The sequence below is a fragment of the Paraburkholderia phenazinium genome (assembly GCF_900100735.1).
GTDB lineage: Bacteria > Pseudomonadota > Gammaproteobacteria > Burkholderiales > Burkholderiaceae > Paraburkholderia > Paraburkholderia phenazinia.
This window is the reverse complement of sequence record NZ_FNCJ01000021.1, coordinates 21,190-43,354: the sequence shown is the minus strand read 5'-3', so window position 1 is coordinate 43,354 and position 22,165 is coordinate 21,190. Positions and strand designations below refer to the sequence as shown.

The 22,165-nt window shown below is 60.2% G+C and carries 23 protein-coding genes; 15 read left to right on the top strand and 8 right to left on the bottom strand.

Features of this window, described 5'->3' with window-relative positions; all coding sequences use genetic code 11:
* Positions 1–5: 5 nt before the first annotated feature.
* From ftsH to BLQ92_RS32450, 3 genes are all read right to left on the bottom strand, one after another.
* Entirely contained in the window at positions 6–1,988 is a 1,983-nt protein-coding gene (ftsH, locus tag BLQ92_RS32460) for an ATP-dependent zinc metalloprotease FtsH (protein ID WP_090692348.1), read from the bottom strand.
* A gap of 127 nt (positions 1,989–2,115) precedes the next feature.
* Complete coding sequence (locus BLQ92_RS32455) at positions 2,116–2,352, bottom strand: UDP-glucose 4-epimerase (protein ID WP_090692345.1); 237 nt, start codon at positions 2,350–2,352, stop codon at positions 2,116–2,118.
* Between the two features lie 92 nt (positions 2,353–2,444).
* On the bottom strand, positions 2,445–3,095 hold the full coding sequence (locus tag BLQ92_RS32450) for a BON domain-containing protein (RefSeq protein ID WP_090692341.1): 651 nt from the start codon (positions 3,093–3,095) through the stop codon (positions 2,445–2,447).
* Between the two features lie 172 nt (positions 3,096–3,267).
* On the opposite strand from BLQ92_RS32450, the gene BLQ92_RS32445 reads away from it, so the two are divergent.
* From BLQ92_RS32445 to BLQ92_RS32425, 4 genes are all read left to right on the top strand, one after another.
* Positions 3,268–3,864: a rhomboid family intramembrane serine protease gene (locus tag BLQ92_RS32445; protein WP_090692337.1), complete on the top strand. Its 597-nt coding sequence runs from the start codon at positions 3,268–3,270 to the stop codon at positions 3,862–3,864.
* A gap of 85 nt (positions 3,865–3,949) precedes the next feature.
* Positions 3,950–4,606: a nitroreductase family protein gene (locus BLQ92_RS32440; protein WP_090692333.1), complete on the top strand. Its 657-nt coding sequence runs from the start codon at positions 3,950–3,952 to the stop codon at positions 4,604–4,606.
* Positions 4,607–4,720: 114 nt separating this feature from the next.
* Entirely contained in the window at positions 4,721–5,233 is a 513-nt protein-coding gene (locus tag BLQ92_RS32435; RefSeq protein WP_090692329.1) for a universal stress protein, read from the top strand.
* Between the two features lie 437 nt (positions 5,234–5,670).
* Positions 5,671–6,447 (top strand): helix-turn-helix domain-containing protein, encoded by a 777-nt coding sequence (locus tag BLQ92_RS32425; protein ID WP_090692322.1) that lies wholly within the window; start codon positions 5,671–5,673, stop codon positions 6,445–6,447.
* A 64-nt stretch (positions 6,448–6,511) separates the two neighbouring features.
* On the opposite strand, the gene BLQ92_RS32420 is transcribed toward BLQ92_RS32425, so the two are convergent.
* Positions 6,512–8,221: a SulP family inorganic anion transporter gene (locus BLQ92_RS32420; protein WP_090692318.1), complete on the bottom strand. Its 1,710-nt coding sequence runs from the start codon at positions 8,219–8,221 to the stop codon at positions 6,512–6,514.
* Between the two features lie 541 nt (positions 8,222–8,762).
* Between BLQ92_RS32420 and BLQ92_RS32415 the strand changes: the two genes are divergently transcribed.
* The 3 genes from BLQ92_RS32415 to BLQ92_RS41490 all read left to right on the top strand — a co-directional run bounded on the left by BLQ92_RS32415 (position 8,763) and on the right by BLQ92_RS41490 (position 10,931).
* Entirely contained in the window at positions 8,763–9,416 is a 654-nt protein-coding gene (locus tag BLQ92_RS32415) for a response regulator (RefSeq protein ID WP_090692313.1), read from the top strand.
* A gap of 189 nt (positions 9,417–9,605) precedes the next feature.
* Positions 9,606–9,875, top strand: a complete 270-nt coding sequence (locus BLQ92_RS32410; protein ID WP_090692310.1) for a hypothetical protein — start codon at positions 9,606–9,608, stop codon at positions 9,873–9,875.
* 255 nt (positions 9,876–10,130) lie between these two features.
* Positions 10,131–10,931, top strand: coding sequence for a serine hydrolase domain-containing protein (locus BLQ92_RS41490; RefSeq protein WP_175773072.1), 801 nt, complete (start codon positions 10,131–10,133; stop codon positions 10,929–10,931).
* A gap of 42 nt (positions 10,932–10,973) precedes the next feature.
* Here BLQ92_RS41490 and BLQ92_RS40255 read toward each other — a convergent pair whose 3' ends face one another.
* Positions 10,974–11,138 (bottom strand): hypothetical protein, encoded by a 165-nt coding sequence (locus tag BLQ92_RS40255; RefSeq protein WP_175773073.1) that lies wholly within the window; start codon positions 11,136–11,138, stop codon positions 10,974–10,976.
* A 343-nt stretch (positions 11,139–11,481) separates the two neighbouring features.
* Between BLQ92_RS40255 and BLQ92_RS32400 the strand changes: the two genes are divergently transcribed.
* The 4 genes from BLQ92_RS32400 to BLQ92_RS32385 all read left to right on the top strand — a co-directional run bounded on the left by BLQ92_RS32400 (position 11,482) and on the right by BLQ92_RS32385 (position 17,371).
* Entirely contained in the window at positions 11,482–12,684 is a 1,203-nt protein-coding gene (locus BLQ92_RS32400; protein ID WP_090692301.1) for a DUF3300 domain-containing protein, read from the top strand.
* A gap of 38 nt (positions 12,685–12,722) precedes the next feature.
* Positions 12,723–13,682 carry a DUF2950 domain-containing protein gene (locus BLQ92_RS32395; protein ID WP_175773074.1) on the top strand — a complete coding sequence of 320 codons (960 nt, stop codon included), beginning with the start codon at positions 12,723–12,725 and terminating at the stop codon, positions 13,680–13,682.
* A gap of 35 nt (positions 13,683–13,717) precedes the next feature.
* A complete protein-coding gene (locus BLQ92_RS32390; RefSeq protein ID WP_090692294.1) occupies positions 13,718–15,460 on the top strand; it encodes an ABC1 kinase family protein in 1,743 nt (580 codons plus the stop codon).
* 75 nt (positions 15,461–15,535) lie between these two features.
* A complete protein-coding gene (locus tag BLQ92_RS32385) occupies positions 15,536–17,371 on the top strand; it encodes an AMP-dependent synthetase/ligase (RefSeq protein ID WP_090692290.1) in 1,836 nt (611 codons plus the stop codon).
* Here the strand turns inward: BLQ92_RS32385 and BLQ92_RS32380 are convergent.
* Positions 17,368–18,051, bottom strand: a complete 684-nt coding sequence (locus BLQ92_RS32380) for a BON domain-containing protein (protein ID WP_090692649.1) — start codon at positions 18,049–18,051, stop codon at positions 17,368–17,370. The two genes, BLQ92_RS32385 and BLQ92_RS32380, sit on opposite strands and share 4 nt — an antisense overlap.
* Before the next feature lie 216 nt (positions 18,052–18,267).
* Entirely contained in the window at positions 18,268–18,558 is a 291-nt protein-coding gene (locus tag BLQ92_RS32375) for a hypothetical protein (protein WP_090692285.1), read from the bottom strand.
* Between the two features lie 70 nt (positions 18,559–18,628).
* Here BLQ92_RS32375 and BLQ92_RS32370 point away from each other — a divergent pair, with 70 nt between their 5' ends.
* The 4 genes from BLQ92_RS32370 to BLQ92_RS32355 all read left to right on the top strand — a co-directional run bounded on the left by BLQ92_RS32370 (position 18,629) and on the right by BLQ92_RS32355 (position 21,542).
* On the top strand, positions 18,629–19,435 hold the full coding sequence (locus BLQ92_RS32370; protein WP_244259661.1) for a hypothetical protein: 807 nt from the start codon (positions 18,629–18,631) through the stop codon (positions 19,433–19,435).
* Between the two features lie 45 nt (positions 19,436–19,480).
* Entirely contained in the window at positions 19,481–19,714 is a 234-nt protein-coding gene (locus BLQ92_RS32365; protein WP_090692281.1) for a ChaB family protein, read from the top strand.
* Positions 19,715–20,731: a transporter gene (locus BLQ92_RS32360; RefSeq protein ID WP_090692273.1), complete on the top strand. Its 1,017-nt coding sequence runs from the start codon at positions 19,715–19,717 to the stop codon at positions 20,729–20,731.
* A gap of 160 nt (positions 20,732–20,891) precedes the next feature.
* Positions 20,892–21,542 (top strand): BON domain-containing protein, encoded by a 651-nt coding sequence (locus BLQ92_RS32355; protein WP_090692269.1) that lies wholly within the window; start codon positions 20,892–20,894, stop codon positions 21,540–21,542.
* A 130-nt stretch (positions 21,543–21,672) separates the two neighbouring features.
* Here the strand turns inward: BLQ92_RS32355 and BLQ92_RS32350 are convergent, their stop codons facing one another.
* Positions 21,673–22,158 (bottom strand): universal stress protein, encoded by a 486-nt coding sequence (locus tag BLQ92_RS32350; RefSeq protein WP_090692265.1) that lies wholly within the window; start codon positions 22,156–22,158, stop codon positions 21,673–21,675.
* Between the last annotated feature and the right edge of the window lie 7 nt (positions 22,159–22,165).

Sequence of the window (22,165 nt, the reverse complement as noted above, 5' to 3'; positions counted from 1 at the left end):
ATGTATCAAGCGGGCGTCGATTCGGGACGGGCAGGCTTCTCTCGTGGCTGGCCGATGTAGCAGTGCAATTCGCCTCCCGCGCCAATCTCTGCAACATCGTCCGGCGAACCTGTCGCTACGCCAGTGATGCTATGCGATATATCCGCTTCATCGCCGCTAATCAGTTTCAGCAAAGTCGCGTGGTCGATCACTTCGCATTCGAGCAGCCGCTTCGCGATGCGGTCCAATTGCACACGCTGCTCACCAAGCGTCCGCATGACCCGCTCGTGAGCGTCGGCGAGCACATGACGCACTTCATCGTCGATGACCTTCGCCGTGCTCTCGCTGTAGCGCTCGCCGCGACCGAAGCCTGGGAAATATCCCGCTCGCGGCTCGTCGTCACCCAACGTCACCAGCCCCATCTCGTCACTCATGCCATAGCGCGTCACCATGTGCCGGACCAACGCGGTCGCGCGCTCCAGATCGTTTTCCGCACCGGTCGAGACGTCACCGAAAGCGATTTCCTCGGCCACGCGTCCACCGAGATATGCATCGAGCCGATCCAGCAGCTCACTCTTGCGCAGTACATAGCGGTCCTCGGTCGGCACCTGCTGGGTATAGCCGAGCGCTGCCACACCACGCGGAATGATCGATACTTTCTTGACCGGATCGCAATGGGCCCGGCTCTGGGCCACAAGCGCATGACCAGCCTCGTGGTAGGCAATCGTGATTTTTTCCTGTTCGTTCATCACACGGCTCTTGCGTTCCATTCCGGCCATTGCACGATCGATAGCCTCGTCGAAATCCGCCATGGCAACCGCCGATTTGTCCAGTTCGGCTGCATGCAGCGCTGCCTCGTTGACGACATTGGCCAGATCCGCTCCGGCGAAACCGGGTGTGCGCGAAGCAATTTCCCCAAGGTCGACATCGTCCGCTAGCGGCACGTGTTTCACATGAACCAGAAGAATCTGCCGGCGTCCCGCGAGATCCGGACGATCGATCGCAATATGCCGGTCGAAGCGGCCAGGGCGCAGCAATGCCGGGTCGAGAATCTCGGGACGATTCGTTGCCGCCATGATTATGACACCCGAATTCGCGCGAAATCCGTCCATTTCCACCAGTAGCTGATTGAGGGTCTGTTCGCGTTCGTCATTGCCTGATGTCGCGCCTGCACCGCGCACCTTGCCGAGCGCATCCAGTTCGTCGATGAACACAATGCACGGCGCCTTCTTCTGTGCCTGCTCGAAGAGATCGCGAACCCGCGCCGCCCCAACGCCGACGAACATTTCGACAAAGGCCGAACCGCTGATCGAGAAGAACGGCACCGCCGCCTCTCCGGCTACGGCCTTGGCGAGCAGCGTCTTGCCGGTACCCGGCGCGCCGACGATCAACACCCCCTTCGGGATCTTGCCGCCAAGGCGGCGATAGCGCTCAGGGTTGCAGAGGAACTCGACGATCTGCTTGAGTTCCGCCTTGGCTTCGTCGATGCCGGCAATATCGTCGAACGTGACTTCGGTTTCCTGTGGCACGTAGAGCTGCGGCTTGCTCTTGCCGATACCGCTGAAGTCACGCAGGCTGCCGCCAGAGCGCCGCATGAAAACACTCCAGACGACCGCGAGCATCAACAGCGGGACAATCCATCCCAGCAGCGTGGAAACCCACGTGGTGTCCGCCAGACCTGTATAGCGCACGCCCGCCGCGGCCAGATCTTCCGTCAGATGATCGTCAGTGACACGCACGGTCGAAAAGCGCCACGGCGCTCCGTGGCCGGCGAGTTCACTTGCGGCGGACGCCGGCAGCAAGGGAGCGGCAGCTGGCATCTGGATGCTGCCTGATATCTGTTCGGAACCGATCTCAAGGTTGTCCAACTGCCGTGCGACAAGCAACTTGTGAAAGTCGCTGTACGCGATCGTTTCAGACGGCACCCGATACAGGAAAAGCTGCGCGGCCATCAGCGTTATGAAGCCGATTACGATCAGAACGCTGGTTAAACTGGATTTTTCGTTCATGGTCGAGAGCGTGGATCATTGGGGAACCGGCAACACCGATAATCCTGGACATGCGCACAGCATAGGGATGCCCGTCTGGCCTTTCATGATCCAGATCAAGTGAACAACACCGGCATGCCGCGAGGCACTATACGTGGATGGTGTTTGCTCGCTTAAGCTCGATCCACACCATCCCTTCCCGCAATCCCTCGAGGACCGCTTCGCGTTCCGTTGCGAATACCCTGCTGTGCTTGAATTCGTGTGCAAAGACGCCTTTCGGCGTGCGATGACTGACCCGAATCCGGCAGTCGAAGCCGCCAGCGGCCTCGTAGACCTCGGTGGAAACGGACCAGTCGGCTTCACTAACGTTGCCTGAGATTGTCATGAAGAATGCCTCGACATGCAGTAAATGCGCCTATACTTCGCCCGATATGCCGCGCGTGGGGCGCAAGGCCACGCACGGCTGGCGTTCGCACACTACCCGATCGTGAGATTGTCGACGACCGCGTGCACCCCGGGCGCCGACCATGCCGCTCCCCTTGCGGCCAATCGCTCCGCATACGAGCCCACCTTGCCGGTCAGGGTGACGATACCCTCATGCGCGGTGACCCCGACGTGATTCGCTTCGCGCTCGGCATGGCGTTTCAAAGCCTGGCTGATCTTCTCGCCAATGTCGTCTGCCGCCACCTCGCCGCCCACGTCGATCAGATTCGTGACACCCACGACGCCGCGCATGTGGTTGATCGTGCGTGTTGCCACGTGCCGCTGGAACGCCCTGTCGACTTCTCCGCGCAAGGTTACCCAGCCCTTCTCGACCTGGACCTGAACCGAGGCTTCTGGCAGTCCGACGGTCCATTTGAGGATCGAGCGAACCGCGTTGGCAACTTCTTCGTCGGTTCGTGTGTCGCCGTGCGGCAGCCGAACGCTCATTTCAACGACCACCGCCTTGACGCCGGCGACCCGTTGCGCCGCCTTCTCCGCCGCCAGCTTTTCCGCATAGCTGGCCGGATGCCCCGACAGCGTGACCACCCGCTCCTTCACTTCGACGCCGATATCCGTCCCGGTAACCGCTGAATCCCACGCGAGCTCATCCTCGACTTCCTGCTGCAATTGCTGATCGGTCTTCATAACCCTCTCCTTTCATGTCCATGGTCACGTCATTTGCGTCGCAGCTCAGCGCCAGCGCTTTCGCATGATCTAAGTTATCGCTGCAGCCGGGCGACTGACTGATATGGGTCAAGGTTTTGCGCTCCAGCAGCGATAGGGTGAGGAAACCTGTCCACCGAGGGAACCGGTCATCATGACGTTTACACTGATTGCGATAAATATCGTCGCGTTCTTCCTCGAACAGCGCGATCCAAACCTGCTCATCGGCCTACTCGCGCTCTGGCCGCCGTCGCCCGCCGTTGCGGCCGACGAACCTGTCTTTCACTTCTGGCAGTTGCTGACTTACAGCGCCCTGCACGCGAACCTCACGCACCTTCTGTTCAACATGTTCGGCCTATACGTGTTTGGCCGTGAAGTCGAACGGACCATCGGACACCTGCGCGTGGCTGCACTGTATGTCGCCAGCGTTGTGAGCGGAGCGCTCGTGCAAATCGCCGTATCGTTTGCCAGCACGCACAGCTATCCGACAATCGGCGCCTCGGCCGGCGTGTTCGGGTTGCTGGTGAGCTACGCGATACTGTTCCCGCACCGCCGCGTGGTCTTGCTGTTCCCGCCCATTCCGATGCCGGCGTGGGTGTTCGCGACAGGTTACGGTGTGCTCGAACTCTTTATGGGCGCGAGCGGCGAAGAAGCAGACGTCGCTCACTTTGCACACATAGGCGGCATGCTCGGCGCCATCGCACTCATGGCCTATTGGTGGCGATCCCGGCACCACTCGTGGATTGACTGAGATCAACAGGTGCGCTAGCGCGCGAACTATCGTGAAGATGACGCCGCACCGGCGCGGATACGTGTAACGTTGAGAGGAGTCTGAGATGCCTGAGATGCTATTTTTGACCTACGAAGCGTTGCCTGATGCAGAGCCCGAATCGGCCGAAGGCGCTGCGCCAAAAACCATCGCACTGCCGCAGCCCGACCAGCGTTCGGGTCTGCCGCTGATGACGGCGCTGTCGTTTCGAGCAAGTACTCGCGAGTTCGCACCGACCCCGCTGTCGATGGACTCGCTCGGCGAATTGCTGTGGGCTGCGGACGGCGTCAACCGGCCGATCAGCGGCGGGCGCACCGCACCATCGCCGCATGCTTTCAACGAAATCGACATCTATGTGGCGCTGCCCAATGGGGTCTATCGGTACGATGCGCCCAACCATCAACTACTGCTCAAGCACGCGATCGATGCGCGCAATCTGACCGGCTATCAGGATTTCGTCGGCAAGGCGCCGCTCGACCTGGTGTATGTGGTCCGCACCTCCAGTCTTCTGGAGATGCCGCAGCAGCAGCGCGAACGGTTCTCAGCCGTCACAGCCGGTGCGATCGCGCAAAACGTCGGGCTCTATTGCGCGTCAGCCGGGCTCGTCAACGTGATCCGGGGCTGGATCAATCATCGGCTGCTCGCCGACGCGTTGCGGCTCAATGAAGATGAACTGCCGATCCTCGCGCAAACCGTGGGTCTGCCGAAGCAACAGCCTGCTTGAGATTGAGGCTTGAGATTGAGACCGGGAGGCGGTCATGGCAGGATGCGCAACCCCAAAGCGCATGCTCCCCCGGTTCGCGTTGAGAACGTACATTCGCCATCGCCGAGGATCAACATGTATCGACATATTCTAGCCGCCATCGACGGCAGTGAAACATCCACAAGAGCGTTCGAGGCCGCCCTCCAACTCGCCCGCGAGTCCAGCGCTGAGTTACAGCCACTTTACGTCGTCGACGTGCCGATAATGGCTTACGACTCCCCCGGCTACGATTCGAGCATCGTGCGCGACGCGCTCCTCGAGGAAAGCAGGCATCTGGCCGACTACGCACTCGAGCGGATGAAGCAAGAGAGCGTCCAGGGGGCGCCCCGGATCGTCGAGACCAATCCGGTTGGCGATGATTTCGATGTTGCTCACTGCATCCTTCACGCGGCCGCGGATCTGAAAGCGGATCTCGTCGTGATGGGTACGCACGGCCGGCGCGGCGTTCGGCGGCTTGTGCTCGGGAGCGTCGCAGAGCGCTTTTTGCGGATTGCGCAATGTCCGGTCCTGATGATCTCGGCGCACGGCGTTCCCGATGTCGCCACTGACACTACTGGCACAGCCGAAAACGAGAAAGCGTCGACGTGACCCGCCGGACCCGGGTCATGCATATTGGCCACAGCGCCCATGGAAATGCTCGTGCCAAGTTTGCACTCCATCCGGATCAGGCTTTGCCCGGCGGTGGCCTCGCCGTCCCTGACGATGCGGCGAGGCGTTACTGCGATCTCCCACGGCGACTGGGCCGTCACGGCTGATCCTGCCGCGTACATTGAGGTTGTGGTCCAGGCAGCGATCCAGCACCTCGCGGACGTGTAGGAATCGCCCTACACGCCTTCCAAGCCACCTACCTGAACTTCATTCGCCGCCGATTTCATTTTGAGACGGCGCCGCCGATACTTCCCTTCACCAACACCAATACCGACTATGGCACACCATGCCGGAGAAGGTTGGCGCGGCACGCAACACGATAGAGCAGATTGCCCGCGAGCGTCTCGCCGGCGCCCATCCATGAACTGGAGCAAGCCATGTCGGATGTCCTCGATTACCCCGCCGTTATCCCTGTTGCGATTCCTGCGCCGCACGCCCTCAAACCAACGCACCCGGCCGCGCCGGCTCGTCCAGCCGTCCGTTGTTCCAGTTGTGCGATGCACGCGATCTGCATGCCGCAAGGACTCACGCCATTCCAGGCGGCGCGCCTCGACTCATTGATCTGCTCTACACGCATGGTCAAACAGGGCGAAGCGCTATACCGCACCAATGATCAATTCCAGAGCATCTACGAAGTGCGGGCAGGCTCGTTCAAGACGGTCCTGATGCACCGCGACGGTCGTGAACAGGTTACCGGCTTTCATCTCGCGGGCGATTCGCTCGGTCTGGACGGGATCGGCCCAAGCCGACATAGTTGCGATGCGATCGCCATTGAAGACAGCAACGTATGCATCATCCCGTTCAGTCTGCTTGAAGCGATGTGCCGCGAAGTCAAGCCAGTCCAGCAACATGTGCACCGTATGATGGGCAGCGAGATCGTCCGTGAATCCGCGCTGATGATGCTGCTCGGCACGATGTCAGCGGAGCAGCGCGTCGCCTCGTTCCTGCTCAATCTATCGGAACGTCTCAAGGCGCGCGGCTATTCGCCGGCGGAATTCAACCTGCGGATGACTCGGGAAGAAATCGGCAGCTATCTCGGGATGAAGCTCGAGACCGTCAGCCGCATGTTCTCGAAGTTCCAGCGTGATGGCCTCATCGATGCCTGCGGCAAGCAGATTCGCATTCTCGACCTGGACGGGCTCGCCCGCGTCTAGGCGCCGCAGGATCCGCTGGCCAGCAGCGGGACAAAATCAGGACGAAGCTCAACGGATCGGTTGTTCAGTCCGTGGACGTCTCGCCAAGAATGGACTGCACGCATTCGTCGACACTTAACTCCCTCAACGCATCGCGAGGCAGCGACTCATTGGCAGCCCGCTCGAGCACGGCCAGCGCGCGCGGCTTGAGCCGTACGAGCAGCAGCCGTTGTCCGCGTGACTTCAGTTCCGCAGCAAATATGCACAATGCCTCGATAGCCGAACTATCGACATCCGGCGTTTCCTCGAGGCTCAGCATCACCGTATGCGCCGGCGTTGGCTCCCCGCGCAACATCGCGCGCACCTTGCTCAGCACGCGCTCGGCATTGGCAAAGAAGAGCGGCACCTCCGGCCGCACGATCGCGATGCCTGGAATAAGCACCGCATCTGCATGCGCGGACACGTCGACGAAATCGCGGGTCTGCCTCAGGCGGCCGAGCACCGAGACCGCCGGCTCCGACAGCCTGCGCAGCGTCAGAAGCAGGCTCACGCCGATGGCCGCCAGCAAACCATGCAGCACGCCAAGCACGAGCACGGCAAGCAGCGCCGCAATCGCGACCAGCCGGTCGCGTCGCCACGTCCAGTAAGGCTTGAACACATCCGGATGCAGTGAGTGGCTCACCGCAAAGATCACGATCGCCGCGAGCACCGGCTCAGGTATGCGCGACAGTAGCGGCCTCAGCAACAGGACAATCAGCGCGATCACCAGCGCAGCGCACAGCCCCGCGAGACGGCTTTGCGCACCGGCTGCTTCGTTGGCGGACGTCGCCGAGTAGCCGGCACCAGCCGGCATCCCGTGCAACAGTCCGGAGACCAGATTCGCGCAACCGAGCGCGACGAGATCCCGGTTCGCCGAAACGGTGTCGCCGTGTTTCAGCGCGAAGCTGCGGATCGAACCGTACGATTCCGCATAGAGAATCAGCATTAACGCGAATGCCAGTTCCGCGGTTTGCAACCACTGTGAACGATCGAACACCGGCAAGCCGAAACTTATGTTCTGCAGATCGATTGTGCCGACCACCCCAATGCCATACCGCTGCCAGTCGGTCCAGTAACCTGCGGCAATGCCCAGCACAATCACCACCAGGGTCGCTGGGATGCGAGCACGGCGACCGAGCGCAAACAGGATCGTGAGCGCGGCCGCGCCGAGCATCACGCTATGCACGTTCCAGTTGGGTGCCTGGTTGGCGAGATCAAAGGCTATACGAAGAGTGTCTGCATAATGCGATGACACACCGAGGATCTTGGGCAGTTGTTTGATCGCGATCGTCAACGCAAGGCCGAACGCAAAGCCACGCAGGACAGGCTTCGAAATGAAGTCCGACATGCCGCCCATACGCGCTGCCCCCGCCAGTATGAACAGGATGCCCGTCGTCGCGACGAGGGCAGCGGCGTAAGCCATCTGCGCGCCGGCGCTATCCGGGCCGGCCCGTACCGTCGCCGCCAGCACTGCCGCTGACGATGAGGTCGCCGACACAATTGCGAACCGGCTGCTGCCGGTCAGCGCATACACGACTAGACCCGCAAGCAACGCAATCAGGCCCGCCTGGGGCGGCAGATTCGCGATCCCCGCATAGGCAACTGCCTCAGGCACCAGAAGCCCGGCAAGCGACACGCCCGCGAGCACGTCGTGCGCCGTTCGCACACGACGCGGCGGTAGTGTCTCCCCTAGACTTGCATAATGTGCCGGATCCTGCAGGTGTACAGCGGCGGCATGCCCGGTATCGATTGTCATCTTGGAAGTGCTGAACGAAAAGTCGAGGTTGGGGAATGTCAGCGCTTGATGATCTTTCGATCCTGCCGGGCCATCCGCCGATGCTTTAACGATATAAACAGTATATATCGTTGTTAGCCGTTGCCGGGCAATTCCCAGGCCGCCTTGGAGATTGACCTCCCGGCGAGAATTTGCGTGCTCGATGCGATGTGGCGGTGCTGAATCCGTTCGTTCGGGATCCGGAAAGACGCTGGGTAGCGCATTGGACCTATTTGGCGTCTTCGAGAGCAGACGGTCAGCAATGCCCGGATGTGATCAATGCCGCAAAACGCTTGTTGCGTTGCGGCATTGATACGCGTGTGGTGAGTCCCCAGTACGGTGACGTACCGACAAAGCGTTTCGAGCAGAGCATTCTGCTTTCAAGCGCGTCGGACATCCGGCAAGACCAATCTGTCGCGTCGTCAACTTGAGCTTGTGCAGGCCATTGCACAGTAGCATTGCAAGCGAGAAACTGGGAGCACAGTATGCCTTGAGCGCAACGCGCATCGGGCGGGCCAGTCAAATGGTTAAGGTCGCAATTTCAGATGCGCACCCCGTGATACATTGCGGCGTGCGCAATGTGCTTGAACGCGATAACGAATTCGAGGTCGTAGGGGAATGTTTTGACGGACCCAGTACTATCGAGCTAGTCCGCTCAACTGAGATGTGCGTGCTCACCCTCGGAATGTCGATGCCAGGAGTCCACGGCATAAGCCTCATCGAGCAGATCAAGTTCGAGAAACCGTTGGTGCGCATTCTCGTCCTGACAATGTACCCCGAAGAAACCTATGCGATCCGGGCACTCAAGGCAGGTGCCTCCGGCTTTGTGACGAAAGCCAGTGCGGGCGACGATCTGCTCGACGCGATCAGAAAAATGGCTTCGGGAGGTATTTATCTTAGCCTGGCGACGGCCGACCTCTTTGCGCAGATACTGCGCGCAGATACGGCCGCCTTGCCGCATCTGCGACTGACGGACCGCGAGCTTGACGTATTTGTCCGCATAGCGTCCGGTCAGACTCCAGCGTTCATCGCTCACGCACTGTCCCTGAGTATAAAGACCATCACCACGCACCGCGCGCGTATCTTCCGAAAAGCCGACTTTCCCCATGAGGCCGCACTCGTGCGTTACGCCGTGCGACACAAGCTCATCGCGGAGGACGACGCGTGGGCGCGGTGAAACCGGCAGTGAAACCTTCTCCCCACCCATCGAGATGGCGTCGCCGATGTCACACAGATTGATCATGGTCAATGTCCGCCGTTCAATAGCGCGCCTAATAGCCCATGGTGACGCAATCGGGCGTCATGTTCACCTTGTCCGCAGATCGGGCGCGCCTGATCGATGGGCATACCTCCTGGAGGTATCAGCATGAAACGATCTTTCGTCATTTTATCGATGGCACTGGCTGCCGCTGGCACGACACCGGCCTGGGCTCAAGGTACAGCCGCATCCGGCGCCCAGGCGACGGAAAGCACCGACAGCATTGTGCAGATGAGAAGCGAAATCCGCGCCGCCAATGCGGCTTATCGGGCGAAAGTACACGCGGCGGACCGTATCCGCGATCAACGGGTTGCGAGAGCCCGGGCCGAGCGAGACAAGGCCGTCGAGGCTGCACGGTCAGGGGTTAGCAGTAGCTGAAACCCCGCACACCCACCGCTCCTCTGAATGGCGATTCTCGCCTAACCGCTGGTTTCTTTCTGGCCGAACTGAGCTGCATGACAACCGACTCAGATCGGCTGGTTGAATCCGCGCCTCGCCTGCATACCCGGCCTTCTTGGGCAGAAAGAGCAATCGGAGAGCTTGTCGGCATCGCTCGAACCTTCTCGTGTAATAAGATGAATAGAAACTCACGAGACAGGGGGAGCCACGTCTTCACGCATCGTCACAGCGGTCGTGCAAGACGATACTACCCAAGGAGACAATGCCGCATGGCTGCCTTGGTGGAGCTATACGAAGACCGCTCTCGCGGCAGCCGCACTCGTGCTCGTCTCCGAAAATAGATTGTACCTGGACGAACCGGTGCGAGGGCGTTCCTTTACCCTGCGCCATCTGCTGCAACATCGGGCCGGACTCCCGGAGTACGGTCATCTTGCTGCCTACCACGCGGCGGTTGAAGCTGGCGAAACGCCATGGCCAGTCCCGGAGATGTTGCAGCAGGTTCAAGCAAACAAGCTCATGTTCGAGCCAGGGCGGGGGTGGGCTTACTCGAATGTTGGATATTTACTGGTACGAGAGCTGATAGAGGAAGCCATCGGAATGTCCATCGGACCCACGCTGGACCGCCTGGTGTTTGACCCTCTCGATATTCCCGGTGCCTGGATCGCAAATATACCAGCCGATCTGGATACAACCATTTGGGGAAACCCCATGCGTTACCATCCTGGCTGGGTCTACCATGGATTACTCATCGGTACGGCGGCGAGCGCCGCATTGCTGCTGCATCGTCTACTTGAGGGGTGGCTACTCGCACCCATTCTGCTTGCTGAGATGCTTGCGCCCTGCCCGGTTTGTGGCCCGATTCCCCCCGCGCCCCTGGCAAACATGCGGTTACGGCTTGGGTCTGACGACGGGTATCGGCGATCCCGCCGGGAACTATGTCGGGCGCAGCGGCGCTGGTCCCGGAAGCACCACGGCGGTTTACCAATGTGGAAAACAGGAACGCAACCGTACAGCCACTGTTTTCGCGCCCGATGAAAAGCCGGAAACTGTTGAACGGCGTGCGCCGACTCTCGCGTATCAACCTGCCTGACGGGAAATCCGCTCGAAGCTTGATAACAAATCGGGCACGCCAGTAAGCTGGGCAACTTTCATGCGATAACGGGGATTCAGGCAAATAAGTGTCAGCACAACGAAAGCACCCGGCAACGCAAGGAGGCTGAAAAATACGAGGCGATTAAACATGCTGCGCTCCTGAAGAGAATGTTATCGGTCTGCAGTCAGCTTAGAGGTCACTCCAGGGCGGGCGCTTGATCTGAGTCAGTCGATTCCTTGCTTGCACAGCAATGCCGCAAACTGGTAACGCGGCGCAAAAGGGTACGCCTGATCGACATCGTTTCGGGCCGCGATCAGGATTCGCTTAAACATACACGATTGCTGGTTAACGCCGATCGGTGGTAGGAGTCCGGTGGAAGGATCGAGACACTATGCAGATTGACATGGATCAACATGACGCCCGGCCAGATCCGGTCCACTCTGAACTGACGGTCGACGCACAATACGGCTGCACTGACTGGCGGGAGAGCTAATGAAAATAACTGCAGTCCAAACCATCGTCATGGCCACTCTAGGCGTAGCGTTGTTTGCGTTTGGGGCACTAGCGCAGACACCGCCGCAAGCCCCGGCGCAAGCTCTCGAAGCGGCGCCAGCACCATCAACCGCAGCGCTTGCACCTGCGGCGCTGGACCAGATGCTTGCGCCAATCGCCCTCTACCCTGACCCGCTGATTGCGCAAATCCTGATGGCGGCCACCTACCCACTGGAGATCGTCGAGGCTCATCGCTGGCTGCAGGATCCGAACAACGCCGCACTGAGCGGTAATTCGCTTGCGACAGCCCTCACGAGTCAACCGTGGGATCCGAGCGTGAAATCATTGGTCGCGTTCCCCCAGATTCTCGCCATGATGGATGGCAATCTCGAGTGGACCGAACGTCTGGGCGATACGTTTCTCGCTGACCAGGCCGCGGTGAGCAATGCCATCCAGCGGCTGCGCCAGACGGCTGCCGCAGCCGGAACGCTGAACACCACGCAGCAGCAAGTGGTCACCACCACACCGGAGGAGATCACGATCGAGCCGGCTATGCCGGACGTCGTGTATGTGCCGGTCTACGATCCGGAACTGATCTATGGCGTCTGGCCGTATCCAGGGTTCCCTCCCTACTACTTTCCCGGCTATTTCGACGGCGTGATCGTCAGCGGCATTGGCTTCGGATGGATCGGCGTAACTGTGATCGCGCCATTGTGGGGCTGGTGCCGATGGGACTGGCCACGACACCACATCGACATTGACCGTGGTCGCTTCGGTGAACTCAACGGTCATCATGTCCCGCCCACCGGGGTATGGCAGCACGACCCCGACCATCGCCATGGCGTTCCCTACCGCAATCCGCAGGTTCAGGCCCGGTATGCCGCAAGTGCCCGCGTACCGAAGGCGACCCGCGAACTGCGCGGCTTTCCTGTCGCCGGGACCCCGGCGGAGCGCGGCGCCGCGCCCTCCGATGCCGCTGGCGTACACACGGTCGTGCCTCGCGCCCCGGTGTCAACCGAGCCACGCGTTCCGCCGGTCTTCGAGTCGTTCGGCAATGGCGCAAATGTCCGCGCACAAGCTGAACGCGGACGTGAGAGCCGGATGACGATGCCGTCATTTCACCAGGCAACTCCCCAGCGCGGCATGCCTTCGGGCGGCGGTGGTCGCTACGCGCCGTCAGGCGGCGGGAGGGGACAGCGATGAATAAGGCCGCCATGAAGGGTCCGCGTAACGAGGATGCCATGAATAGTCAGACTATCGCTTGCCGTAGAGCCCGACCCTTTCGCCGCATCGTGGCATTGGGGATCTTGTCGATTGCGGCCGCAACCGGCAGCCTCTTCGCACCTGGCGCCGCAGCGCAGCAAACATTCGCCTCGCCGCAGCAAGCGGCCGCTGCGCTCGACGCCGCCTGGCGCAGCGGCAGCAATGCCCACGTGATCGCGATCCTGGGTGCGGGGGCCGAACGGCTTGTGCGATCCGGCGACCCGGTTGCGGAACGGCAGGCCAAGGACAGGCTCGCTTCTGCCTATGAGAACGCGCACCAGATCGAGTTCGCCGGCCAGCGCGAAGCGCATCTGGTCCTCGGTACCGAAGCGTGGCCCTATCCGATTCCACTGGTCGAGAAAAAAGGCGGCTGGCAGTTCGACGTGAAGTCGGGTGCGTCGCAGATTATCGATCGACGCATCGGCCGCAATGAACTGAGCGCCATCGACGTCTGCCGCGTCTATGTGCAGGCACAGCGCGACTACGCGGCGGCCGACCCGCTCGGCAACGAGCGGCACGAATACGCGCGCCGCATCGGCAGCTCGCCGGGCACGCGTGACGGCCTCTATTGGCAAGCCGCATCCGACGCGCCAGACAGTCCGCTCGGCCCGCTGGTCGCCGTCGCCGAAGCACACGGCTATGATCTTGGCAGTACTCACGGCAACGTGCCGTACCGCGGCTATCAGTTTCGCATCCTGACGCGCCAAGGCCACGGCGCACCGGGCGGTATCCGCAACTATATCGTCAGCGGGCATTTGACCGGTGGCTTTGCCATGGTTGCCTTTCCTGCGCGATACGGCGACTCCGGCGTGATGACATTTGTCGTCAACCAGGACGGTATCGTCTTCGAAAAGAACCTTGGGCCACAGACTGCCGCGATCGCGCAGCGCATGACTGAGTACGATCCCGACAGAACATGGAAGATCGTACAGCCGTAAAACGGCTGCCTCGCTAGCGTGAAACAGGACCGCTTATGCTCTGGGAAGCGATGAGTTCCGTGCGCGACATTCGACGTCTGCACGACATCGGTGCGATCCTCGTGCGTTACGGCTTTGGCGACATGGTGCGACGGATCGGCCTGGCCGACGCACTTGAGCGGGCCGGTCGTGTTCTACACTGGCACGACACCCAAGCGTACGCGCACATGGCTCCGCCCGAGCGTGTGAGACGGGCGCTCGAAGATCTCGGGCCGACCTTCGTCAAACTCGGCCAGGTTCTTGCAACCCGGGTCGATCTGTTCGAACTAGAGTGGATCACCGAGTTCGGCAAGCTGCATGACCACGCCCCGCCGTCGCCGTGGGAGGCGGTTCAGCAGCAACTCATCGAGGATCTGGGCGCGTCACCGGAGACGGTGTTCGCCGGATTCGATCCGCAGCCGCTCGCCGCGGCATCGATTGCGCAGGTTTATATCGCAACTCTGGAAGACGGCACGCCAGTGGTGATCAAGGTGCGCCGCCCAGGCATTCGCTCTATAGTCGAGTCGGATTTGCGCCTGTTAGCGCATGCGACGCAGATCGCTGAGGCGCAAAGCCCCGAACTACGCGCCTTCCGCCCGCATGAAGTCGTGCGTCAATTCTCGCAGTCGCTGCGACGTGAACTCGATCTCGCAGAAGAGTGCCGCAACGCCGAGCGCATCGCCGAAAATTTTGTCGGCTACACCGATGCCGATACACCAGGGTCTACGATCGCGGGGGCGGTCCCACCGTCCGTGATCGTTATTCCGCGCATTTACTGGCAATGGACCACCGAGCGGGTCTGCGTGCAAGACCGCATTGAAGGCATTCCCGGGACAAATCTGCTTGCTGTCCGGCAGACCGGGTTGGACACCAGCCTCCTCGCTCGGCGCGGCGCCTGCGCCGTGCTGAAAATGATCGTCGACGACGGTCTGTTTCACGCCGATCCGCATCCCGGCAACGTTTTCTATCTACAGGATAACCGGATCGCCTTCGTCGATTTCGGAATGGTTGGCCACCTCACCGAAGAGCGCCGCGACCAGTTGCTGAGCCTGCTTTTGGGTGTGTTCAAGAATCAGCCCCGACAGGTGGCCGATGTGTTGCTTGACTGGACTGGCGAGAACGTGACGGACGAAGCCGAACTGGTACAGGACATTGACTCGTTCGTCGACCGCTATCGCCGCGCGCTGCTCAAACAATTCCACCTCGCCGCCATGCTGTCCGATCTGGTGGCGATCTTGCGCCGGCATCACTTGATGCTACCCCCTGATTTGTCGTTGCTGGTCAAGGCCTTCATCACCCTGGAGGGTATGGGGCGTGAGCTCGATCCGGGGTTCGATATGGGGCAGGAACTTATGCCTGTGCTTGAACGCGCTGCGCGCGCCCGCTTTATGCCCGCCGCCCTGCTGCGTCGTGGATGGCGCGCGGGTGGGGACACGCTCGCGCTGCTGGCGAGCTTGCCGCGGGATCTGTCCCGGTTGCTGCGGGCCGCGCGCCGAGGACGACTCGAAATCCACGTCGACGTCCCGCGCCTCGTACAGGTGAGCGATCGACTGGACCGTGCAGTCAGCCGGCTGACTATCGGTATCGTCGTCGCCGCCTTAATCGTAGGCTCGTCCATTGTGATGACCGTGTCGGGTGGACCGGCCTTGCTGGGCCTGCCAGTGTTCGGACTGTTCGGTTTCGTCGGCGCGGTTCTGGGCGCCATCTGGCTGCTGGTGTCGGTGCGCAGATCCGGACGGGTGAGTGACGACGGTACATGAAGGGCACGACGGTACATGAAGGGCACGCCACGGTCGTGGCAACGATCATCAAACGTATCAGATTGTGAGAGTGAAATGGCCACTCAACTCGAGTCCCCACGGTTGTCGGATCTCTCGACTGTCCGCACGCTCCCGGCGCTTTTTGCCTGGCGCGTAGCCCTAACCCCGGAGACGGAGGCCTATCGACAGTACGATGATATAACCGCGCAGTGGGCCAGCTTCACGTGGCACGATGCGGGTGAGCGCGTCGCGCGGCTTGTGACATTACTCTCAGGTTTGGGATTACCGCGTGGTGTGCGGATCGCTATTCTGCTACCCAACGGACTGCATGCCGTTTGCCTCGACCAGGCAGCGCTCGCGCTTGGGTATGTCCCCGTGCCGATGCATGCGCTAGACAATCCCACCAGCATTGCTTACATCTTGAACGACAGCGATGCGTCTTTGTTGGTGGCAGCCTCGGATACTCAATGGCAGGCCATTGCCGGCACAGGTGTGTCTCTGCCCTCGTTGCGACAAGTGGTGGCGCTCACGAGGGAGCTACCCGGAAAGGCTATGACCGGGGAGCTGCCCGTGCTAACCATGGAGGAATGGTTAGCCAGTGCCACTGCTACTGCGTCGACTCGGGATCCGCGGCATGTCGCCGCGGACGATCTTGCCGCATTGGTTTATACGTCGGGAACGACAGGCAAGCCCAAAGGTGTGATGCTCACCCATGAAAACGTGGTATCCAACATCAAGGCCGCGCTGCAGCGGATTGCTCCCCGGGAGAGCGATGTTTTCCTGTCGTTCCTGCCTTTGTCACACACCTTCGAAAGAACGGCCGGGTACTACCTGCCGATCGCAACGGGGTCCTGCGTCGCGTTCGCGCGCACGGTCAAGCAGTTATCCGAGGATCTCAGGACCGTAAAGCCCACGATCCTGATCTCGGTGCCGCGCATTTATGAACGCGTGTTTGCCGGCATCGAAGCCTCAGTAGCGAAGTCGGCAGTGAAATCCTGGCTGTTTGACGCGGCGCAAGCGGTTGGTTGGCGCCGCTTTGTTCGTATGCACGGCTTCGCGGATGGAGGCGCTATGCGAGCAATCGTGGATGCGTGCGCCTGGCCTTGGTTGAACGCCTTGGTCGCGCGGCCAGTGCAGAACCAGTTTGGCGGGCGGCTGCGCTTAACCGTGAGCGGCGGGGCTCCCCTGTCGCAGCAGATTGCACGCTGCTTTCTCGGTCTTGGTGTGCCCGTCGTCCAGGGATACGGGATGACCGAAACGTCTCCCGTCGTGGCGGTCAACGCGCTCCAGGACAACGATCCGGCGACAGTGGGCCGGCCACTCACAGGCGTCGAAGTGCGCATAGGCGAGAACAAGGAACTGCAGGTTCGCGGCCCAAACGTCATGCGCGGTTATTGGAAGCGTGATGACGATACCGCCAGGTCGTTTGTCGATGGCTGGTTGCGCACCGGCGATCAGGCAACGATTGAAGCGGGTCGTATCCGCATCCTGGGTCGCCTCAAGGAAATCATCGTCACGTCGACCGGTGAGAAAATTGCGCCGGTCGACCTGGAGCTGGCCATCCTGGCCGACAGCTCATTCGAGCAAGCTTACGCATTTGGCGACAACCGCCAGTTCATCAGTTGCGTCGTTGTTCTCACTAACGCCTATTGGAGCCAATTGACCGCGAAACTGGAACTTGATCCCATGGATCCAGCCAGCTTGAATTCCCGCGCCGCGCGAGAAACCGTTTGCATGCGCATCCGGAAACTTACCCGCGACTTCCCCTACTACGCGCAACCGCGTGCAGTGATTCTCTCGCTTGAACCGTGGTCGATCGAGAACACATTATTGACCCCGACGTTAAAGCTCAAACGAAACAATCTGGCGGCGCATTTCGCCGACGAAATCGAACAGGTTTACGAGAATTAAACGTACCTATCAGGTACTTCGCCTCGTCCAGAGTCGATGACGAGGCGATCGACGACAACCCTTACACCGGGCGTTGAGCGCGCTGCACCGGACACGATTGACCGCTCAATGGACGAACTGATATGCCCCGACAGGATGACTTGACCGTCGTCGACTTCAACACTCACATGCTTCAACTCACGATCGGTATGACGCTGAATGGCTTTGCGGATGTTGTACCCGATGTCGAGTGGAGATGCCGAGCCACTGATCCTGATGTTGTTTGTCAGGCCAGTTACGCCGCGCATGTGAATGATGTTTTTCTCGGCGATACGGCTGCGGTAGCCATCGGCGACTTCACCGCTCAGTGTCACCCACCCTTTCTCGACCTTGATCTTGATCGTGTTCTCCTCGAGGCCGGCTATCCAGTTGAGGACCGCGCTCACGCTCAACGCGATATCCTCGTTGGTCCGCTGCTCGGACTCGTGAAGATGCACGTCGATATTCAGTACCACCGCGACTACTCCGGCGACTCTGAATGCGCATTTCTCGGCAGCGACTTTCTTTGCATAGTCTGGGACGTGCCCGCTGAGGGTGACGATGCCGTCTGCCACGGCAACGCCTATCCCGGTCGCATCGACGGCAGCATTGCCCATCAGTTCTTCCTCCACTTCCTGCTTCAGTTGACTGTCCGATTTCATGAAAATGTCCTCCGAAATGTTCGCCGATTGCGCCATGGCGTCAACGCGATGCTGGTTGAGCGCAGCATTCACGGGAGAACCCGCACCTGCCGGGTCAGAATGCATCACGTGCCCAGCCTAGTGCGAAGTCACGCAAAGCAATTGATCGAGGTCAACCGTGCTGTAGGGCAAGATGGGGCCTGATGGAAGAATCAAGCGCTTAGCAAGCTGGCAGCTTCACTCATCCCGCTTTTGCACCACTCGAGACTTGGCACGAGATCGTCTCTGCTTGCGCATCCTGCTGGCCGGTGCGCCCGGAATTGCATCGAGCTGCGCGATCAGATCGATAACTCGCTGCTGCAACACACCGTCCAGCGTAGCTTGCGTAGCCGCGTTCCGAATTCTGGCGCGCCAGTAGGCAGGGTCCATGACTGGGCTTTTCGTGTCCAGTGGCATGCGGTCCCGCAGCAGGACAATCATTGCAGAAATGTGGGCGAGTTCTCGCTCCAACTGACAGAATGCGGACACGGCTGCGGCCTCCTTTTGTCCCGTTTGGCAGTTTGGGGTTTTAAGAGACATTCTGAGGTGAACGTTCGGGGTGTTGCATGATCAGGATCAACTTAGGACAAGGGCGCCGTCATTTGACTGGCTCACCAAGCTCATGCCGCGGTTGCATTTGTTCCGGTCTGAAACAACACTGTGGTTGATTCAGATCAATCACCACTGCTCGTTGCGGAGTCCAATGAACCATGATGGCGTTATCGGTTCGTTGGGCACACGTATTGCCATGATTGTTCAATCCGGCGGAGTCGGTGTGGATAAGAAAATCCAGCATATCCTGAATCAGATCAGCACATTGGAAGATGACCTGAGAGCCGAGTTGCATCAACAGGAAACCAGGCTGTTCTATCGGGTAAGCGGCAAACGGGTGGAGTTCGACGAGGCGGTCAGAAAGCTTCATCGGGAGTCGAAAACCAGCATCGGCCGGTGGCTGCTTGACAGCGCGCCGCTGAACTTTGTCGCCGCGCCGTTTATCTACGGGCTGATTATTCCCCTGGCATTTCTCGACATCTGCATCTCGCTTTACCAGACGATTTGCTTTCCGATCTACGGCATGGTGAAAGTCAGGCGCGCCGACTACATTGTGATGGACCGCTGGCAATTGCGATATCTGAACGTGATGGAAAGATTTCACTGCGCATACTGCGAATATGGCAATGGGCTGATCGCCTATGCCACCGAGATCGCCGCTCGCACCGAACAGTACTGGTGCCCGATCAAGCACGCTCACAAGGTGCTCGGTACGCACGCGAGGTATCAACGCTTTCTGGTCTATGGCGAGTCCGAGCAATATCAGGGCCGTCTCAAGCAGTTTCGCGATGCCCTGCGCAAGCCGAACGACTGACGGCTGACTCCGCGAGACGGTCCACTTGCTCTTTCCTGAACAGCGATGCCCTACTCTTTCAATGCCGATCTGCCTGCGCCCGTACGCAATCATCTTCCCGAACACGCACAAGACATCTATCGCAACGCGTTCAACCATGCCTATGCAGCGCATGCCGGAGAGTCGCGTCAGGAAGAAATCGCCCATCGGATTGCGTGGGCTGCCGTCAAGCGCTCCTATGTCAAGCAAGCCGGCACGTGGGTGCCATGGGACCATGTCCCCCGCGGGATGGAGGATTGAATGGCCACCGAACTTCTGTCGGCGCAATCCACCGATCATTTCCCTTTGGACCGCGGCTATCTGTTCTCCGAGAACGGGGTGGGCCGCGAGATCGACGTGAACATAGCCATCGAATGGTTGAAGCATCGTGACGACGGCAGTACAGAATTTATCTGGCTGCATTTTCACGACATTCCTACCGTGCTGGAAGGTTGGCCGCTGCAACATGTGCAACTACCGGAAGCGTTCGGGGATACCCTTAGGGAAGGTTCTCGCTCAACACGAATTATCCATGTCCACCAGACCCTCATCGCGGTACTCAACGACGTCGAGTATGACCTTGAGCGGAACAAGCCGCTCAAGGTGGCGACGCTGTGGGTGAATGTCGGCGTTCGCTATCTGATTAGCGTGCGCAGTTCCCCACTGCGTTCAGTCAGTCAGTTGAGACAGGCCGTCGAAGGTGGGGAAATCTTCCGTAGCCCGATGGCTCTCCTGATCCATCTGTTGCAGGAACAGGCAGACGTACTCATCGGCATTGTGCGCGCGGCAGCGCAGTCGGCCAACGAGGTGGACGAAATGCTGCTTGCCGGCAGACTGCCTACCCGCTCGAGTCTGGGTGGCATTCGCCGCGATCTGGTGCGCCTACGCCGCCTGCTGGCACCTGAACCCGCTGCGCTTTTTCGCCTCGTCAACGGGCCGCCACACTGGGTGCTAGAAGAAGACGCCCAATCGCTCAGACAGTCCGCCGAGGAGTTTTCTCTGACCTTGCGCGACATGGCCGGACTTCAGGAGCGCATCAAGTTGCTCGAAGAAGAAATCGCCGACCGGGTCGCAGAGCATACCAATCGCAGCGTGCTGATCCTCACTGCGGTTACGGTTATCGCGTTGCCGGTCAATCTGATCTCCGGTTTGCTGGGTATGAACATAGGTGGCTTACCCTTGAAATACGACAACCATGGATTCTGGATCGTAGCTCTGATCGCGCTGTTGTTGACCAGCTTGGCCGCCTGGTTGATTTTCCGTCCGCGACGCGATTGATACGATCATGCTCAGTCCGGGCCAAAGTCGCGTCGATAGCAACCGCACGTTTTTAACCGGCGCGTGATTGATTGGTATCAATACATTTAGCGTGCGCTGCGCGACCCTATAACCTGTGCATCGCGCATGGTTGCGGGATGCGTTGCCCGAGGAGATAGAGATGAAGTCAGATGAGGCGCTCAAACATGACGTCGAGCAGGAGTTGCTGTGGGATTCCGCCATCGATGCCCGCAATATCACTGTAACGGTTCATGGGCGTATCGTGACACTCGAGGGCTCGGTGTCGAGCTATGCCCAGAAACTCGCCGCGCAGAAAGCCGCGCAGCGTGTTGCTAACAGCCGCGCGATCGTGCTGGAACTCGTCGTGCGGCCGCCCTCGCCTTCGAAGCACACGGATGAAGATCTGGCCGCGGCGGTCATGTCGACCTTGAAATGGCAGGAAGGTGTGCCGGAGAACGCGATACGGGTGGTCGTGGAGCACGGCTGCGTCACACTCAGCGGGGAAGTCGATCATGGCTATCAACGCCAGGCGGCCGAAACGGCTGTGAGCCGCATGCGCGATGTGGTTGGCCTGGCCAATCAGATCACTGTGCGCGGAGCCGAGGTTGCCACCGATATCCGCACGCAGATAGGTAAGGCTCTGGAGCGGCGGGCACAGCGCGAGTCAGCGCACGTCAACGTGAATGTACACGACGGCGTCGTCAGGCTAACCGGGACGGTCGATTCGTTGGCTGAAAAACGCGCCGTGTGCGGCGTGGCATGGGCCGCAAAAGGTGTCCGATGGGTGGTGGATCAACTGAGCGTCAACTGAGTATCGCGCCATGAATTCGAGCTGTTTCCGACAACACCCCGCCTCCTGACTGGCGGGTTCGTCATCGGAAGTGCCCGAACGTTGCGGCGCTGTCCGCGAGTAGCGCTACCTGCCCTTCCGTGGAAAGGGCTTAACCGTGGCCACCATGCCTAACCTGCGCAGCATCGATATGCACCGAGCGGACAAGCAACACAGGACAGGTCGAGATGCGCAGCAAACCCTCCGCCACGCTGCCCAGCAGGACTCTGCTCGCGCCGCGCCGGCCGTGCGTTCCCATTACGATGAGATCGACATTCTGCCGTCGAGCGCAACGTTCGAGACAGCTTGGGATATCGTCGGCCGCACTCTGCGTTTCGTCGATTTCGATAGCGCCCGGAATTCTCCGTTCGGCTATTGCCACGCGCACCGCTTCCAGTGCGATCCGGCCGTCTTCTCGCAGCACTGCGCCGAGCGCTTCCGGTTCATAGTAGCCGGCATACGGAGCGACACCCCATTTGCTTACGACGTATAAGGCATGCACGCGAGCGCGAGCGGCCGCTGCGATCCGGAACGCCTCTTCTACGGCTGGTTTCGATGCGTCGCTTCCGTCTACCGCCAACAGAATCTTCTGATACATGATGGTT